The organism is Paracoccus marcusii (assembly GCF_006151785.1).
GTDB lineage: Bacteria > Pseudomonadota > Alphaproteobacteria > Rhodobacterales > Rhodobacteraceae > Paracoccus > Paracoccus marcusii.
In genome coordinates, this window is record NZ_VDDD01000023.1 from 17,543 (window position 1) to 33,877 (window position 16,335).

Below are 16,335 nucleotides of genomic sequence, written 5' to 3' on the forward strand. Positions count from 1 at the left end.
ACCTCAATGCAAATACCTGTATTACTTTGGCATTTGCACTTCGTTTGTGAATCCACCGGGCCGCATCCAAGCAGTGAATAACCAGAGTTATGCAACGACTGTCTTACGCCCGGTCGTCCTTTGACGTGCCGACGATGACATGGGTGACGATCGTGGTCAGGTCAGGAAAGCCGCCCAACACCTCGTGGTGAAACTGCTTGTAGCTGGCCAGGTCACGGCATTCGACGCGCAGCAGGTATTCGACCGTGCCGGTGATGTTGTGGCATTCGACGACCTGCGGCGCGGCGGCACAGCGCGCCTCGAACGCCTGTTGGACCCGCGCGGTATGCCGTCCCAGACCCACCAGCACGAAGGCCGCGAAACCGACCTGTCGCGCGGCATCGCCCAGCACGGCGCGATAGCCGGCGATGATGCCCTGCCGCTCCATCGCCTCGACCCGCCGCTGGCAGGTGGAGGCGGACATACCGACCCGTTCGGCCAGGGCCTGATGGGTGATCCGGCCATCCTTTCGCAGGATGCGCAGGATCTTGTCGTCAATCGCGTCCATGATGGGCTTTTCCTGCACAAACGCCGTCATCATCGCGCGGATTGCGGACATCCACCAGCGCCCGCGTGCCAGGATGGGACGAACGCAGGACAGGAGGCGGCGAATGGATGCGCTGATCGGGTTGGTGGGGTTTGCGGCGGTCACGACGATCACGCCGGGGCCGAACAATGCGATGCTGATGGCATCGGGTGCGACGGTGGGCCTGCGCGGCAGCTGGCGGCACATGGCCGGGATCATGCTGGGCTTTGCTGCGATGGTGCTGGTCCTGGGCGCCGGGCTGGCCCCCGCAGTGCAGGCCCATTCCGGCCTGCAGCGCGTGATGCAGGCCGCGGGGCTGGCCTATGTCCTGTGGCTGGCGTGGAAGATCGCACAGGCCCGCCCGTCGCAGGCCAAGGCCGCCGGACGCCCCGTTGGGCTATGGCAGGCGGCGGCGTTCCAATGGGTGAACCCCAAGGCCTGGGCGATGGTGCTGGCCGCGCTGGCGACCTATGGCGCGGCGCTTGGCGGTCCGCTGCCGGTCGCGCTGGCGTTCGCGGCCGTGGGGCTGCCCTGTCATCTGCTGTGGGTCGTGGCGGGCGCGCGGATCGCACGGATGATCGACGCGCCGGACCGGCTGCGCCTGTTCAACATGGCGATGGCGGGAATCATGGTCCTGTCGATGCTGCCGGTGCTGATCGCCTAGCCGCGGACAGGGGATGCGCCGGGCCGAAAGGGCCCGGCGCGGGGTCGTCACATCGCGGGCAGGACCGCCAGGTCGCGGATCTGGCCATCGGCCGCGATCTCTCCGGCCGCGGTGGCCGCGCCGGTTTCCAGGTCGACGGAATGGATGGTGTTGTTCGTCACCAGCCACGCCATGTTGGCGCCTTCGGCATCGGTCTGGACGTCGAACGCCATCATCTCGCCCGGGTTCTCGAGGTTCAGCATGCCGATGGTGGCCAGCGTGCCGTCATTCGGGGCGGTCTGCTGCAGCAATGCGCCCAAGCCCGAATCGATGTTGTACATCGCGGTCGCCTCGGGGGTGCCATAGCTGTTGATATAGGCCGCAGCGGCGATCATCGGGCTGGCCTCGGAATTCTCGTCTTCGGCCACCCAGTTCAGGCTGCCGTCGACGGTGACCTCTCCGGTGTCCACGTTCACGCGGTGGTTCGTGGTGCCGGTCATGAAGCGCAGGCGGTCGGCCATCGGGTTGAAGTCGACGATCACGGGCATGTCGCCAACCTCAAGCGGCGTGTCCATGGTGGACAGGTCGGTGACGGCGCCGGTCGCCGTGTCGATGGTGACGATGCGCATGTCATCCGTCACGCCGACCAGCGTGTTGTTCGACGGGCGCAGGTCGATGCCCAGCAGGCGGTCCACGCCCTCGACATCCATGGTGCCGGTGACTTCCAGCGTCTCGGTGTCGAACATGACCAGGGTGCGGTCGTCAGTCAGGCCGACGCCGGTCGCGGCAGCCGCCGCCGAAATGGACAGCGCAAGAGCAGAGGTCGAGAATGCAGCAATGCGAAACATGGGGATGTTCCTTTCGGTTCAGCTTCTGTCACAGGCGGCGGTCTTCGCCGTCCTTGACCCGATGACGCGGCATCCGCGAAACCGGATGCAAAAATAATTCGACCCCCCGCAAATTCGGCGGGCGCACCGAAAGTGACCGCGCGCGCGGTTGCAACCGCCCCCCCGATCGCGGCAGGATGGCCGTGCGACAAGGGGAGGTTTCGTGACGTACGACACAAGACAGCGCAGCCGCCAGCTTGACCGGGCCCTGACCGCCTGTGCCGAAGGCCGCCCCGAGGGAATCGACGCGATCCTGGACATCGAGGGGTCGCAGCTGCTGGGCGTCGCGCGCCGCATCCTGATCCGCCATGACCTGGCCGAGGAGGCGTTGCAGGACGCGATGGTGCTGATCTGGCGCAAGGCCGCCCAGCAGCGCCAGGGAGAGGGCACGGCCCGCGGCTGGATCTATGCGGTGCTGCGCAACCGCTGCCTGACGATCCTGCGCGACGGCAAGCGCCTGTCCAGCCTGTCCCCGGACGAGCTGACACGCATGCAGGACGCCCGCCAGGACCTGTGCCACGACGACGACTGGAAGCTGTTGGCCGGAAAGGGGCGGCTTGGCGAATGCCTGGACGCGCTGGACGATCCGGCGCGGCGCGCGATCCTGCTTGCGCATGTCGCGGGTTACAGCCACGGAGAGATCTCTGCCCGCCAGGGGGTTCCGCTTGGCACCGCGAAATCGTGGATCCGGCGGGGTTTGGCCTCGCTGCGGGAGTGTTTGTCATGAGTTCAGTGTTCCAGGATGACGTGATCGCCTTTGCCGACGACTATGTCATGGGGCTGATGTCGCCGACCGAGGCCGAACTGTTCGAGGCGCTGATCGCCGCAGACCCGGCCCTGGCCGCCCATGTCGCCCGTCTGCGCGAACAGTTGCTGCCGCTGGACCTGTCGGCCGAGGCCCTGGCCCTGCCGCCGGGTTTCGCAGCACGGCTGCAGGACATCATCGCACGCACGCCGCAGGACGGCGCGCCGACCACGCCCCTGTCCGCGGATCCGACCGTGGCCCCGGTCGCGGCCAACCTGCCCCGCGCGCCGATGCGCTGGCTGGCGGGGCTGGCCGCCTCGCTGGTGCTGGGGTTGGTCCTTGGGTTCGGCGGCGCGATGCAGCGTCCCGCGCCCGCGCCGCAGGTGGTGGCCGTGCTGCTGGACGATCAGGGCCAGCCCCGCGCCATCATCGAGGATTACGGCGACGACACGGCCCAGATCCGCTTCGTCTCCGATGTCGACGTGCCGCAGGGCTTCTCGATCCAGGCCTGGACCCTGCCCTCGCGGGAGATGGGGCCGCAATCCCTGGGCGTGCTGGACGGGCCGCGCGCGACCACGCTGGCGGGTCCGGACCTGCCCGTCCCCGCCGACGCCCAGCTTTACGAGATCACGCTGGAGCCAGAGGGCGGATCGCCCACCGGGCGCCCGACGGGGCCGATCATCGCCAAGGGTCTGGCCGCCGCGCAGAACATCTGACACGGGCAAGGGAACGCGCGGGCGTCTGGTCGGTTGATGGGGACAGCAACCCCTCAAGGTGTCCATGTCCCCCACAACCGACCGCCGCGACCCGGCCGAAACCGACCTGACCTGCGACGTGGCCGTGATCGGCGCGGGCACCGCGGGCATCGCCGCCGAACGCGCCGCGCGCAAGGCGGGGGCCCGGACCCTGCTGATCGACCCCGAGTTTCGCGGAACGCTGTGCGCCAATACCGGCTGCATGCCGTCCAAGCTTTTGATCGCGGCATCCCATGCGGCCCACGCGGCGCGGCGCGCGCCCGTCTTCGGCGTTCATCCGGGTGACCCGGTGATCGACGGACCGGCGGTCATGGCCCGCGTGCGCGCGGAACGCGACCGGTTCGTGGACTTCACCCGCGAAACCTTTGACGACCTGCCCGACGGCACCGCCGTGCGCGCCCGCGCCCGATTCATCGGGCCAAGCGAGCTGATGCTGGACGACGGCCGCCGCGTGCAGGCCCGCGCCGTGGTGATCGCCACCGGGTCGCAGGCCCAGATCCCCGAACCCTTCCGCAATCTCGGCCCCCGCATCCTGACGAACGAGACCATCTTCGAGTTGCCCGACCTTCCCGACAGCCTGGCGGTGATCGGCGGCGGGCCGATCGGCCTGGAACTAGCGCAGGCGATGGGACGTCTTGGCGTGCCGGTCACTTTGTTCGACCAGGGCACCCGCCTTGGCAAGGCCCGCTGCGATGTCGTCCATGACGCGCTGCAGGACGCCATCGCGCGCGACGTGACCCTGTGCTTGGGGGTGGAGACGACAGCCTCGGCCGTTGACGGTGGGATCAAGCTGTCCTGGACGGGCGACGCGGCGGGGGATCAGGTGTTCAGCCACGTGCTGGTCGCCGTCGGCCGTCCGCCCAACCTGAAGGGCCTGGACCTGGATGCATCGGGGCTGTTGCTGGACGATCACGGAACGCCGGTCTTCGACCGCACCACGATGCAATGCGGCGACGCGCCCGTCTTCATGGCGGGCGACGCAAATGCCGATGTGCCCCTGCTGCACGAAGCATCGACCGAGGGTGCCATCTCCGGAACCAATGCCGCGACCTATCCGAAGGTCACCCCAGGAGAGCGCAGCCCGGCATTCGCGCTGACCTTCACCGACCCGCCGCTGGCCTCGGTCGGGACCGGGCCGGGCGACGGGGTCATCAGCGGCCGCAGCGACTATTCCGACCAGGGCCGTGCCCGGACCGAGGCGCGCGCAGAAGGTGCCGTGACCCTTTACGCCGACGCGCAGGGGCGGCTCAGCGGCGCAGATTTGTGCTGTCCGGGCGGCGATCATCTGGCACATCTTCTGGCATGGTCGGTGCAGTCTGGCGCCACGGCGACGGGGTTGCTGACCATGCCCTTCTATCATCCCACGCTGGAGGAGGGGCTGAAGGCCGCCCTGCGCCAGATCTGCGGCAAGACACGCCAGGCGGAACCCGCCGGGCGCGACTTCGGCACACCCCCCGGCGCATAGGATGCAGTCATGACGGAATCGATCCACGATCTGGGACAGGGCTTCTGGTCGATCCGGGGCGACCTGCACATCGGCGGCGTCCTGAACGTCGGCACGCAGGCGTCGCTGGTCCGGCTTGGGACAGGCCGCTTCGTGATGCTGGACAGCTATCCCCTGTCGGGCGCGATCCGCGACACGGTCATGGACCTGACCGATGGCGGCCGCGCGGTTCAGGCGGTTCTGAACCTGCATCCGTTCCATACCCTGCATTGCGCCCCCACCGCCCGCGATTTTCCCGACGCGGCGCTGTTCGGCTCTCACCGCCACCGCCTGCGCCACCCGGACCTGAACTGGCGTCCCGAACCTGTCGAAGCGCCCGAGGTTCAGGACATGTTCGCGGATGACCTGACGTTCTCGCTTCCCCGCGGGATCGACTATGTCAGCCGGAACGAACGCGTCCACGCCGGATCGCTGCTGGCGTGGCACCCGGCCAGCCGGACGCTGCATGTCGATGACACGATCAACCTGATGCCGGTCCCGCGCCTGCTGCGCGGCGTCTTCCCGAACCCGCGCGTGTTCCTGCATCCGACCCTGCCGCAGGCGCTGCTGCCGCAGGCCGGAGCGGTTCGCGACTTTCGCGACTGGCTGCAGGGGCTTGCAGGGCTGACGCGCGATCTTCGCTGGCTGTGCGCGGCCCATTCGGGCCTGCGCGAATTCGAACCTGGCCAGTTCAAGGGTGAACTGCTGGCCGCCTTCCGCCGGGTCGAAGACAAGCTGGCAAAGGCCGAGGCGCGTCGCGGGTGATCTTGCCTTCCCCGGCGGGGCGCGGTCTGATCGCGCCCAATGGGGGGATGCGATGATCGACATGGGACAACTGCCCGATGGGCGCAGGGTGCAGGCCGTGGACCTGCAGGCGGGACGGCTGCGCGCGCGCGTGCTGACGCTTGGCGGCATCGTCCAGGACCTGCGCTTGGACGGGATCGACCATCCGTTGGTTCTGGGACATCCCGACCCCGCGACCTATCTAACGGATCCATTCCGCCATGTGGGCGCGCTGGTCGGACGTTATGCCAACCGCATCGCGGGTGCGCGCATCCGCCTGTCGGGCCGGGTTCATGATCTTGACGCGAACGAAGGGCCGAACTGCCTGCATGGCGGCCCCGAGGGGGCATCGGTCCGCCTGTGGCGCATCACGCGCGCCGCGCCCGATGCCGTGACCCTGGCCCTCGATTTCGCCGACGGAGAGATGGGCTTTCCCGGCGCGATGCAGGCAGTGGCGACCCTGTCGCTTGGCGATCACGACGGCACGGCGTCACTCAGCGTCGCGCTGCAGGCGACGGCCACGCGCCCGACGCCCTGCAACCTGACGCATCACGGCTATTGGACGCTGTCGCCCGATGGGGCCGCGGACCAGATGCTGCAGATCGAGGCCGACCGCTATCTGCCCGTGGACGATGCGCTGATCCCCCTGCCCGACGCCCCGGCCCCGGTGGCGGGCACGCGGTTCGATTTCCGCACGGCCCGGCCGCTTGGAGATACGGGGCTGGACCATTGCTGGTGCCTGGCCGACGGGCATGGCCCCTTGCGGCAGGTGGCCAGCCTGACGGCGCCAGACTTGCGGCTGCGGGTGCTGACGACGGCGCCCGGGCTGCAGTTCTATGACGGTGGCCATTTCCCGCAGACGGGCCTTGCCGGCCACCCCGGCCAGATCGCCCGCCCCCAATCCGCCGTCGCGTTCGAGGCACAGGAATGGCCCGACGCCCCGAACCGCCCCGACTTTCCGCCCACGATCCTGCGTCCCGGCACCGTCTGGCGGACCGAGACGCGCTATCTGCTGGACCGCCCCTAGCCGACCGTGACGGTGGCCACGGCTTCCGCAAACTGCGGATGGCGGGCGGTGATGCGGATCGTCCCCGCCTCGCCCGTCAGGCGCAGCAACATGCCCGTGGTTCCCCCCTGCAGCATCCGCAGGTCAGGCCCGATCAGGCGCGCGGGGCCGTCCACCGTCACCGCGATGCCCGCATCCAAGAAGGGCAGCCGGTTGCCCGTCTGGTCCAGCGCGCGCAGCATCACCCGCAGGTCGATATCCGCATCCGCAGACAGCGTGTCGCGGTCGGGCGCGATCTGCAGCGTGGTGGGCAGCGGATCGGCCACATAGTCGCGCAGCGCGACCTGTTCGCCGTTCAGCCAGCCGGTGATGCGGCCCGGATGCCAGCTCATCCCCCAGAGGCCCAGCTCCGCTGCGCCGATATGGCGGTGGTCGATGATGACCGGCGGATGCGGCAGATGGGGGAACCGCTCTCGGTCGGGACCGACGCGGCGGGTGACGCCCGCGCATTCGAACTCGACCTCGTCGCAGTTCGTCAGCACGATCAGCGGCAGGACGCCGCCAATGTTGCGTTCGCCCCGGGCCCAGAAGGTGACCGGCTCCATCACGATGCCTTCCGACGGTGGCTTCTGGCTGGCATAGGCATGGGCCGCGAATTTCGGTTCGCGCCAGATGTCCATGACGCCGTGATGGCAGATGCGGTCGCCCGCGCCGAAATCCTTGTGCGTGTTGTAATCGAACATGCACCAGCCGATCGACCCCGCGATGCCCGCATCGCCATGGGCGGCGTTCAGCACCTCCAGGTGACGGATCACGTGCTCCATCTGGCGCAGTTCGGGATCCTGCGCCTTGGTCGGGAACATGTGGCCGTTATATTCGGTGACCAGATAGGGCACCGGCTTCTTGATCCCGGTGACCTCGGCCACGGACCGCAGCGCCGTGCGCGGGCGGTTGATCAGCGGCAGCTCGGATTCGTCCAGGATGAAGTCGTTCATCGTATAGACGTCCTCCAACATCTCGCTGTCGGTGATGCAGCGCACGCCCCCGGTCGCGCGCGTCGGGTCCAGCTCGCGCGCCAGCGCGTTGGTGAGCAGATAGAAATCGTGGTTGTCCGGGCTTTCGTTGATGCGCACACCCCAGATGACGATGCTGGGATGGTTCCAGTCGCGGGTGATCATCGCGCGGACATTCTCCACGCTGCGATCCTGCCACGCCTGATCGCCGATATGCTGCCAGCCCGGGATTTCCTCGAAGACCAGCAGCCCGATATCGTCGCAGCGGTCCAGGAACCATGGGCTCTGCGGGTAATGCGAAGTGCGCACCATGTTGCAGCCCAGATCGAACCGCACGATCTCGGCATCGCGTTCCTGCGCATGACGGCCCGCGGCATAGCCCTGATGGGCCCAGCTTTGATGCCGGTTCAACCCGCGCAGCGTCATCGGCTGGCCGTTCAGCAGGAACCCTTGCGGCGTCCATTCCGCGGTGCGGAAGCCGAAGCGATGCGTGGTCACGTCGCCGCTGTCGGGCAGGGTCAGCTCGACCGTGTAAAGCTGCGGGTTCTCGGTGGACCAGAGCGACAGGCCGGTCAGGCCCGACAGGGTCAGCTCTCCCTCGCCCTCCACGGCGGCGATCTCACGCGTGCCGTCCAGCAGCCGGGCGCGGACCGGGCCGGGGGCGGTGACCTCGGGGCGGATCACGACCGTTTTCGCGTCCGCCAGCGCGTCGGGCGTCAGGATGCGCGCATTGGTCAGGTGCCGTTCGGGCAGCACCATCAGCCAGACATCGCGATAGATCCCCGCATAGGTAAGATAGTCGATCTGCGCGCCGAAGGGCGGGATGGCCGGGTTCTCCGACCCGTCGATCCGCACCGTGACCCGGTTGTCGCCGGGGCGCAGATGGTCGGTCAGGTCGGCCACAAAGGGGGTATAGCCGTCGGGATGGGCCACGACCTGCACGCCGTTCACCCAGACCACATTGTCGGCCATGGCTCCGTCAAAGCGCAGCTGCACCCGGCGGCCCGCCCATGCGTCATCCCATGCGATCACGCGCTGATAGGTGAAGGCGCGCTGATAGCAGGTCTCGTCGAAATAGCTCAGCGGCAGGTCGACCGCGTTATGCGGCAGCGTGACCGACGCGCCCGACAGGGGTGCGGCGGGATCGGCCGCGCCTTCGGTGAAGATCCAGCCGTGGTTCAGTTTCTGGACGGTCCGCATGATCACCACTCCGCAAAGCTGCCGTCGGCATGACGCCAGACGGGGTTGCGCCAGCGGTGCCCTTCGGCGGCCATCTGGCGGACCTTGTCCTCGTTCACCTCGATGCCCAGACCCGGCCCCTGCGGGATCGCGACGAAGCCGTCGTCATAGGCAAAGACCGACGGGTCGGTCAGATAGTCCAGCAGGTCGCTGCCCTGATTGTAGTGAATCCCAAGCGACTGTTCCTGGATGAAGGCGTTGTAGCAGACCGCGTCCAGCTGCAGGTTCGCGGCCAGCGCGATGGGGCCAAGCGGGCAGTGCAGTGCCAAGGCCACGTCATGCGCCTCGGCCATGGCGGCAATGCGATAGGTCTCGGTGATGCCGCCCGAATGGCTGGGATCGGGCTGGATGATGTCGACATAGCCGCCCTGCAGGATCGCCTTGAAGTCCCACCGTGTGTACAGGCGTTCCCCAAGCGCGATGGGGGTCGAACAGTGGTTGGCGATCTCGCGCAGCGCCTCGGCATGTTCCGACAGAACCGGCTCCTCGATGAACATCAGGCGGAAGGGCTCCAGTTCCTTGGCCAGCACCTTGGCCATCGGACGATGCACCCGGCCGTGGAAATCGATGCCGATGCCGAAATCGGGGCCCATCTCCTCGCGGATTGCCTGCACGCGCGCCAGCACCTGATCGACCTTGGCGTGGCTGTCGACGAACTGCATCTCCTCGGTGCCGTTCATCTTGACGGCGGTAAAGCCCCGATCGCCGCAATCGCGCGCCATCCGCGCCGTGTCGCCCGGACGGTCGCCGCCGATCCAGGAATAGACGCGGATGCGGTCGCGCTGCTGGCCGCCCAGCAGGGCATGGACCGGCACGCCCAGATCCTTGCCCTTGATGTCCCACAGCGCCTGGTCGATCCCCGCGATGGCCGACATGTGGATGCCGCCGCCGCGATAGAAACCCGCGCGATACATCACCGTCCAGTGGTCCTGGATCAGGCGCGGGTCGCGGCCGATCAGATAGTCCGACAGCTCCTCGACGCAGGCGGCGACGGAGGCGGCGCGGCCCTCCAGGACGGGTTCGCCCCAACCGCTGATGCCCTCATCGGTGCTGATCTTGACGAAGCACCAGCGGGGCGGAACGATGAAGGTCTCGATGGCGGTGATTTTCATATCAGTCCTCAAAGGCGGGGGCCGCGTGCTGGCGGCCCGTCAGGAAGGCATCGGCAACCAAGCGCAGCGGCGCCAGGTCCAGGTTGCTGCCGCCCGCCGCGACCAGATCGCGGAACCGGGCGTAAAGGCGGGCATATTCGCGGTTCTCACCGGCGGTCTCCAGGCCCGGCGCGGCAAAGCGCGCGCCGCCTTCGGAGAGCGTCGCGGGGCCGGCATCGGTGTCGAAGGCGATCTGCCAGGTCTCTCCTCCGGTCACGCGCCAGTCGAAATGCGCGGCGATGGGATGGCCCGCATCCAGGCTCAGATCGGCGGCGATGGGGGTCTGGCGGTTCGCGGGGACGTGCAGGTCAGCGCCGACCAGCCGCACGCCGGGGATCAGCGCGGTCAGGATTGACAGCGCGTTGATGCCGGGGTCGAAGACGCCCAGGCCACCGGGCTGCCAGATCCACTCCTGGCCCGGATGCCATTTGCGCACATCCTCGCACCAGTCGATGCGGACGGCACGGATGCGGGTCGTGGCCAGCCAGTCGCGGGCCGCGTCCACCGCCGCGGCCTCGCGCGAGTGCCAGGTGGCGTGGATGGTCACGCCCTGGCGCGCGGCCTCGGCCTCAAGGACGGCCATTTCCGACAGGGTCGCGCCGGGCGGTTTCTCCAGCATCAGGTGGCGGCCCGCGCGCAGCACCGCCATGGCCTGATCGAACCGCGCCTGCGGCGGGGTGCACAGCGACACCGCGTCCACATCGCCCAGCATCTGCGTCACGTCGCGGTGGTTGGCGACGCCCTCCAGCGTGGCATTGCGGCTGGCGATGGCGGTCAGCGTCAGGCCGTCCGTCGCGGCAATGGCGGGCAGGTGCTGCGCACGCGCGATGGTGCCCAGGCCCACGAGTCCGATGCGCAGGCTCATCTTAGCCGCTGCCCGCTGTCCGCGTCGAAGAAGAACGCATCCGCCGCGTCGAAGCTCAGGCCCACGCTGCCGCCGCCGGCCGGGTCCAGCCGCTGCGTCGTCTGCACGATCAGCTTCTCTCCGGTCGGGGCGCGCAGATGGGCATAGGTCGTCCCGCCCAGGTTCTCGGCCAGGTCGATGCGGAAGGGGCCGTGCGGCGTCAGCGTCAGCGCGTCGGGACGCAGCCCGATCTCGACCGCGCGCCCCTCGGTCAGGGTGGGACCGTGGCGGTCCAGCGGTGCGTCAAAGGCCGGGGTGACGACCTGGCCACCCTGCACGCGCCCCGCCACGAAGTTCATAGCCGGGCTGCCGATGAAGCCCGCAACAAAGCGGTTGTCGGGATCGTCGTACAGCTCCATCGGGCTGCCGACCTGCTCGATGCGGCCCGACCGCAGCACGACGATCTTGTCGGCCATGGTCATCGCCTCGACCTGGTCATGGGTGACATAGATCATCGTCGCGCCCAGCTCGCGGTGCAGGCGCGCGATCTCGGCCCGCATCTCGACGCGCAGTTCCGCGTCCAGGTTCGACAGAGGCTCGTCGAACAGGAACACCTTGGGGCCGCGCACGATGGCGCGGCCGATGGCCACGCGCTGACGCTGGCCGCCCGACAGGTTGGCGGGCTTGCGGTCCAGCAGCGGGTCGAGCTTCAGGATGCGGGCCGCCTCGGCCACCTTGGTGGCGATCTGGGCCTTGGGATGGCCGTTCATCTTCAGCCCGAAGCCCATGTTCTGCGCGACCGTCATGTGCGGGTACAGCGCATAGGTCTGGAACACCATCGCCACGCCCCGGTCGGCCGGGTCGGCATCGGTGACGTCCTGGTTCTCGATCATGATCTGGCCGGCGCTGGTCTCCTCCAGCCCCGCGATCATGCGCAGCAGGGTCGATTTCCCGCAGCCCGAGGGGCCAACGAAAACGCAGAACTCTCCCTGCCTGACTTGCAGATCGACGCCGTGGATGACCCGCACGGGGCCGAAATCCTTGGTGACGCGGCTTAGCTGGACGCCGGACATGGCAACCTCATGCTTGCTTGTGTTCGGGGAACCGCCAGGTGTCGGCGGTCGCGGCGATCTGCGCCGCAGCCTGGGTCACGGGGCCTGCCAGCGACAGAAGCTGGTCGCGGCTGGTCGTGGCCGTCGTGGTCGTCACCGAGATCGCGCCCAGGATGCGCCCGGTCCCCGACAAGATGGGGGCGGCAAGGCAGGCGATGCCGGTCTCGTGTTCCTCGTCGTCCAGCGCATAGCCGCGCTGGCGGATGCGGACCAGCTCGTCGCGCAGGGCGTCTGGCGTGGTCAGCGTGTTGGGCGTGTGCGCGTGGAAGGACTGCCGCGACAGGGCCGCGGCCAGCTTGTCCTCGGGCAGATGGGCCAGCATCGCCTTGCCCACGCCCGTGCAATAGGCCGGGCCCACCTTGCCGGACTGGGCGAACATCTCGACCGGAAGCTTGGCGTTGCGCTTGTCCACATAGAGGACGGCGCCGTTGTCCAGCTGCGCCAGGTGGATGGTCTGGCCCAGATCGACCGCCAGGCGGTCCAGGACCTGCTGCGCCAAGGGCGCCAGGCTGGACTGCGCCCAGGCCGAATGGGCCAACCGCACCAGCCGCATGCCGGGCGCATAGGTCTGGCGGTCCTCGTCATAGGCCAGCATGTCCTGATGGGTCAGCGCCTGCAGGAACCGGTACAGCGTCGCCTTGGGAAGGCCCGCGACGGGCAGGATCTCGGCAAAGCGGACGGGGCGGCCGAAGGCGGCGACCAGGTCCAGCACGGCCAGCGTGCGGCCCACCGTGCCATCCGTCGTTTCGCGTCCCTGCACCGTCACGTCACCCTCCCCCGTTGTTGACAGGCTATGCGATTCGCAGCATAGTTTCAATATTCAAAACTAAGTTTCAATATATGGAACCAAAATGGGAGGGAGACCATGGTCCATCTGAGAAAAGGGCTGGTGCTGGCGATGCTGCTTGCCACAACCGCCCCCGCCTTCGCGCAACGCCGGGTGCTGGTGTTCAATACCGATGCGTCCGATCCTGCGCCCAAGGCGGCGTTCGACCAGCTGATCGCGGATTTCGAGGCCGAGTATCCGGAGATCGACGTGCAGGTGAACACGTTCGACCACGAAGGCTATAAGACCGCGATCCGGAACTTCATGACCGCCGACGCGCCGGACCTGGCGAACTGGTACGCGGGCAACCGGATGGGCCCCTTCGTCGAGGCGGGCCAGTTCATGGACGTGTCCGACATCTGGGCCGAGAACAACCTGACCGAGACCCTGGGGTCCGCGCTGTCATCGATGACCATCGACGGCAAGCAGTGGGGCATCCCCTACACCTACTACCAATGGGGCATCTACACCAACAAGGACGTCTATGCGCAGGTCGGCGTCGAGCCCGCCGCGACCTGGGACGAGTTCATCGCCAATTGCGAGAAGTTCAAGGCCGCGGGCATCGACTGCCTGACCACCGGATCCAAGGCGCTGTGGCCGGTCGCGGGGCTGTTCGACTATCTGTCGCTGCGCACCAACGGCTATGACTGGCACATGCAGCTGACCAACGGGGAAATCCCCTGGACGGATGACAGCGTGCGCGCGGTCTTTGCCGAATTCGCCAAGGTGCTGCCCTATGTCTCGGCCAACCACGCCGCGATCGACTGGCAGGACGCCGTGTCGAACCTGGTCCAGGGCAAGGCCGCGAACTATGTCATGGGCAACTTTGCCGTGGCGGCCTTCAAGGACGGCGGCATGACGGACGAGACCCTGGGCTTCATGCCCTTCCCGACCATCAACCCCGACATCCCGCGCGCCGAGGAGGCGCCGACCGACACCGTCCACATCCCCGCCGCGGCCAAGAACCCCGAGGATGCCAAGCTGTTCCTGGCCTTCATGGCGCGCCCCGACGTGCAGACCAAGATGAACGCCACGCTTGGCCAGCTGCCGATCAACGCCGAAAGCAGCGTGGGCGACGACCCGTTCCTGCAGGCGGGCTTCGAGCTGCTGTCCACCGCCGAGGGCGGCATCGCGCAGTTCTTTGACCGCGACGCGCCGCCGGAGATGGCCAAGGCCGGGATGGAGGGGTTCCAGGAATTCATGGTCCGCCCCGAACGCCTGGACGCCATCCTCGAACGGCTGGAGCGTCAGCGCCAGCGCGTCTACGCCCAGTGATCCCGTCGCGGGCAGGGACGCCCCTGCCCGCGCGTTTCCCCGCAAGATGAAGGTGGCACCATGACCGCCCTGCCCGACACCCCCCCGCCGCGCCGCCGGTCCCGGCGTCAGCTGACGCCCTGGCTGTTCCTGGCGCCGGGCCTGCTGATGTTTTCGGTCTACGTGATCATCCCGATCTTCCAGTCGGTCTGGGTCAGCTTCCACGATTGGGACGGGCTGGGCCCGATGACCTGGGTCGGCCTGGCCAATTACGACGAGCTGTGGTGGGACGAGGCCTTTTATACCAGCTTGAAGAACAACGTGATCTGGCTGGCGCTGTATCTGCTGGCGGTGCCCCTGGGGCTGATGATCGCGCTGTTCCTGAACCAGACGATCCGCGGCATCCGCATCTACAAGTCGCTGTTCTTCTTTCCCTTCGTCATCAGCCAGGTGGTCGTGGGACTGATCTTTTCGTGGTTCTATGCGCCGGGCTTCGGGCTGCTCTATGCGCTGATCGAATGGGCCACGGGCACGGGTGTCGCGATCCTGGCCGACGAACGCTTCGTCACCTATGGCATCATCGCGGCGGGCCTGTGGCCGCAGATCGCCTATTGCATGATCCTGTACCTGACCGGCCTGAACGCCGTCGCCCCCGACCAGATCGAGGCCGCGCGCCTGGACGGCGCCAAGGGCTGGCGAATGCTGTGGCATGTCGTGCTGCCGCAACTGCGCCCGGCGACCTTCATCGCCGTGGTCGTGACCGTCATCGGTGCGCTGCGCAGCTTCGATCTGGTCAGCATCATGACCTCGGGCGGACCCTTCGGGTCGTCGCGCGTGCTGTCCTATTATATGTACGAACAGGCGCTGTCGGAATACGGCTATCGCATGGGCTACGGCGCGGCCATCGCGGTCGTCCTGTTCGCGATCATGATGATCTTCATCTCGGGCTTCATCTGGAAGATGTGGCGCGACGAGAAAGGGGTCTGACCCATGTTTCCCCGTCCCATCCAGTCGATGTCCCCCGCGGCACAGCGCACCTATAAGATCGTGCTGCCGATCATGCTGGTCCTGTGGCTGCTGCCCCTCTTGGGGGTCGCGATGACCTCGGTCCGCCCGTCGGGCGACCTGGCCGCGGGCAACTACTTCGGCATCCCCTCGCGTTTCGCGTGGGAGAACTATGCCGACGTGTTCCGCAACTCGCCCCTGGCGCAGTACCTGTGGAACAGCTTCCGCATCACCATTCCGGTGATGATCGGCGCGGTGGGGCTGTCCTGCCTGACCGGCTTCGCGCTGGCGGTCTACAAGTTCCGCCTGTCGCTGGTGGTGTTCTTCATGTTCGTCGCGGGCAATTTCGTGCCGTTCCAGATCCTGATGGTGCCGGTGCGCGACCTGACGGTGGACATGGGACTGTACAACACCATCACCGGCCTGGCGCTGTTCCACATCGCGTTTCAGACAGGGTTCTGCACGCTGTTCATGCGCAACTTCATCAAGGCGCTGCCGCGCGAACTGATCGAGGCCGCCCGTGTCGAAGGCGTCACCGAATGGCAGATCTTCTGGCATATCGTCCTGCCGCTGGTCCGGCCCGCCATCGCGGCCCTTTCGGTGCTGGTCTTCACCTTCATCTGGAACGACTATTTCTGGGCGATGGTGCTGACCACGGGTGCGGACACGCAGCCGGTGACGGCGGGGCTGAACAGCCTGAACGGCCAGTGGATCGCCGCATGGCACCTGGTCAGCGCAGGCTCGATCCTGGCCGCCCTGCCGCCCGTGCTGATGTTCTTCCTGATGCAGCGGCATTTCATCGCCGGACTGACCCTGGGCGCGGTGAAATGAGGCTGTGGCGCATCGACACGCCCGCCCAGACCATGGTCCTGGGCAGCGACGACGGCATGGCCTGCTGCCATTACTGGGGCGCGCCCCTGCCCGGCGACACCGACCTGGACGCGCTGGTCGCGGCGGCGGCGGGCGGCATCACCGGCGGCATGCTGGACGCCCTGCCGCCCCTGGCGCTGGTCCCCGAGGCGCG

Annotated in this window: 17 protein-coding genes; 10 read left to right on the plus strand and 7 right to left on the minus strand. The window is 67.7% G+C overall.

Going from position 1 to position 16,335, the window contains the following annotated elements:
• Positions 1-103 precede the first annotated feature (103 nt).
• Entirely contained in the window at positions 104-547 is a 444-nt protein-coding gene (locus FHD68_RS05725; RefSeq protein ID WP_240542565.1) for an Lrp/AsnC family transcriptional regulator, read from the minus strand.
• A gap of 103 nt (positions 548-650) precedes the next feature.
• On the opposite strand from FHD68_RS05725, the gene FHD68_RS05730 reads away from it, so the two are divergent.
• Entirely contained in the window at positions 651-1,229 is a 579-nt protein-coding gene (locus FHD68_RS05730; RefSeq protein ID WP_127899481.1) for a LysE family translocator, read from the plus strand.
• Between the two features lie 47 nt (positions 1,230-1,276).
• Here FHD68_RS05730 and FHD68_RS05735 read toward each other — a convergent pair whose 3' ends face one another.
• A complete protein-coding gene (locus tag FHD68_RS05735; RefSeq protein ID WP_127899480.1) occupies positions 1,277-2,056 on the minus strand; it encodes a DUF4394 domain-containing protein in 780 nt (259 codons plus the stop codon).
• 202 nt (positions 2,057-2,258) lie between these two features.
• On the opposite strand from FHD68_RS05735, the gene FHD68_RS05740 reads away from it, so the two are divergent.
• The 5 genes from FHD68_RS05740 (at position 2,259) to FHD68_RS05760 (ending at position 6,888) form a co-directional block, all read left to right on the plus strand.
• Positions 2,259-2,822, plus strand: a complete 564-nt coding sequence (locus FHD68_RS05740) for a sigma-70 family RNA polymerase sigma factor (protein ID WP_127899479.1) — start codon at positions 2,259-2,261, stop codon at positions 2,820-2,822.
• A complete protein-coding gene (locus tag FHD68_RS05745; RefSeq protein ID WP_127899478.1) occupies positions 2,819-3,556 on the plus strand; it encodes an anti-sigma factor in 738 nt (245 codons plus the stop codon). The genes FHD68_RS05740 and FHD68_RS05745 overlap by 4 nt, the downstream gene beginning before the upstream one ends.
• Positions 3,557-3,620: 64 nt before the next feature.
• Entirely contained in the window at positions 3,621-5,060 is a 1,440-nt protein-coding gene (locus FHD68_RS05750; protein ID WP_127899477.1) for a dihydrolipoyl dehydrogenase, read from the plus strand.
• A 9-nt stretch (positions 5,061-5,069) separates the two neighbouring features.
• Positions 5,070-5,843, plus strand: a complete 774-nt coding sequence (locus FHD68_RS05755) for a hypothetical protein (protein ID WP_127899476.1) — start codon at positions 5,070-5,072, stop codon at positions 5,841-5,843.
• 61 nt (positions 5,844-5,904) lie between these two features.
• On the plus strand, positions 5,905-6,888 hold the full coding sequence (locus FHD68_RS05760) for an aldose epimerase family protein (protein ID WP_244297769.1): 984 nt from the start codon (positions 5,905-5,907) through the stop codon (positions 6,886-6,888).
• On the opposite strand, the gene FHD68_RS05765 is transcribed toward FHD68_RS05760, so the two are convergent.
• From FHD68_RS05765 to FHD68_RS05785, 5 genes are read right to left on the minus strand one after another with little or no spacing between them, the layout of a single operon-like run.
• Positions 6,885-9,080: a glycoside hydrolase family 2 protein gene (locus tag FHD68_RS05765; protein ID WP_127899474.1), complete on the minus strand. Its 2,196-nt coding sequence runs from the start codon at positions 9,078-9,080 to the stop codon at positions 6,885-6,887. The genes FHD68_RS05760 and FHD68_RS05765 overlap by 4 nt on opposite strands.
• A 2-nt stretch (positions 9,081-9,082) precedes the next feature.
• Positions 9,083-10,231, minus strand: a complete 1,149-nt coding sequence (gene dgoD, locus FHD68_RS05770) for a galactonate dehydratase (protein ID WP_127899473.1) — start codon at positions 10,229-10,231, stop codon at positions 9,083-9,085.
• A 1-nt stretch (position 10,232) separates the two neighbouring features.
• Positions 10,233-11,135: a Gfo/Idh/MocA family protein gene (locus FHD68_RS05775; RefSeq protein WP_127899472.1), complete on the minus strand. Its 903-nt coding sequence runs from the start codon at positions 11,133-11,135 to the stop codon at positions 10,233-10,235.
• Complete coding sequence (locus FHD68_RS05780) at positions 11,132-12,187, minus strand: ABC transporter ATP-binding protein (protein WP_127899471.1); 1,056 nt, start codon at positions 12,185-12,187, stop codon at positions 11,132-11,134. Before FHD68_RS05780 ends, FHD68_RS05775 begins: the two co-directional genes overlap by 4 nt.
• 7 nt (positions 12,188-12,194) lie before the next feature.
• A complete protein-coding gene (locus FHD68_RS05785) occupies positions 12,195-12,986 on the minus strand; it encodes an IclR family transcriptional regulator (RefSeq protein WP_127899557.1) in 792 nt (263 codons plus the stop codon).
• Between the two features lie 105 nt (positions 12,987-13,091).
• On the opposite strand from FHD68_RS05785, the gene FHD68_RS05790 reads away from it, so the two are divergent.
• The 4 genes from FHD68_RS05790 to FHD68_RS05805 all read left to right on the plus strand — a co-directional run.
• Positions 13,092-14,327, plus strand: a complete 1,236-nt coding sequence (locus tag FHD68_RS05790; protein WP_139085356.1) for an ABC transporter substrate-binding protein — start codon at positions 13,092-13,094, stop codon at positions 14,325-14,327.
• A 60-nt stretch (positions 14,328-14,387) separates the two neighbouring features.
• Positions 14,388-15,293: a carbohydrate ABC transporter permease gene (locus FHD68_RS05795; protein ID WP_127899470.1), complete on the plus strand. Its 906-nt coding sequence runs from the start codon at positions 14,388-14,390 to the stop codon at positions 15,291-15,293.
• A gap of 3 nt (positions 15,294-15,296) precedes the next feature.
• Positions 15,297-16,142: a carbohydrate ABC transporter permease gene (locus FHD68_RS05800; RefSeq protein ID WP_127899469.1), complete on the plus strand. Its 846-nt coding sequence runs from the start codon at positions 15,297-15,299 to the stop codon at positions 16,140-16,142.
• The coding region (locus FHD68_RS05805; protein ID WP_139085358.1) for a hypothetical protein at positions 16,139-16,335 on the plus strand (197 nt) is incomplete at its 3' end. The genes FHD68_RS05800 and FHD68_RS05805, both read left to right, overlap by 4 nt.

What these genes read in the sequence shown, in the direction of transcription:
- FHD68_RS05725 (WP_240542565.1), bottom strand. Translation starts at nt 547, where the DNA reads ATGGACGCGATTGACGACAAGATCCTGCGCATCCTGCGAAAGGATGGC.
- FHD68_RS05730 (WP_127899481.1), top strand. Translation starts at nt 651, where the DNA reads ATGGATGCGCTGATCGGGTTGGTGGGGTTTGCGGCGGTCACGACGATC.
- FHD68_RS05735 (WP_127899480.1), bottom strand. Translation starts at nt 2,056, where the DNA reads ATGTTTCGCATTGCTGCATTCTCGACCTCTGCTCTTGCGCTGTCCATT.
- FHD68_RS05745 (WP_127899478.1), top strand. Translation starts at nt 2,819, where the DNA reads ATGAGTTCAGTGTTCCAGGATGACGTGATCGCCTTTGCCGACGACTAT.
- FHD68_RS05750 (WP_127899477.1), top strand. Translation starts at nt 3,621, where the DNA reads ATGTCCCCCACAACCGACCGCCGCGACCCGGCCGAAACCGACCTGACC.
- FHD68_RS05755 (WP_127899476.1), top strand. Translation starts at nt 5,070, where the DNA reads ATGACGGAATCGATCCACGATCTGGGACAGGGCTTCTGGTCGATCCGG.
- FHD68_RS05760 (WP_244297769.1), top strand. Translation starts at nt 5,905, where the DNA reads ATGGGACAACTGCCCGATGGGCGCAGGGTGCAGGCCGTGGACCTGCAG.
- FHD68_RS05765 (WP_127899474.1), bottom strand. Translation starts at nt 9,080, where the DNA reads ATGCGGACCGTCCAGAAACTGAACCACGGCTGGATCTTCACCGAAGGC.
- dgoD (WP_127899473.1), bottom strand. Translation starts at nt 10,231, where the DNA reads ATGAAAATCACCGCCATCGAGACCTTCATCGTTCCGCCCCGCTGGTGC.
- FHD68_RS05775 (WP_127899472.1), bottom strand. Translation starts at nt 11,135, where the DNA reads ATGAGCCTGCGCATCGGACTCGTGGGCCTGGGCACCATCGCGCGTGCG.
- FHD68_RS05780 (WP_127899471.1), bottom strand. Translation starts at nt 12,187, where the DNA reads ATGTCCGGCGTCCAGCTAAGCCGCGTCACCAAGGATTTCGGCCCCGTG.
- FHD68_RS05790 (WP_139085356.1), top strand. Translation starts at nt 13,092, where the DNA reads ATGGTCCATCTGAGAAAAGGGCTGGTGCTGGCGATGCTGCTTGCCACA.
- FHD68_RS05795 (WP_127899470.1), top strand. Translation starts at nt 14,388, where the DNA reads ATGACCGCCCTGCCCGACACCCCCCCGCCGCGCCGCCGGTCCCGGCGT.
- FHD68_RS05800 (WP_127899469.1), top strand. Translation starts at nt 15,297, where the DNA reads ATGTTTCCCCGTCCCATCCAGTCGATGTCCCCCGCGGCACAGCGCACC.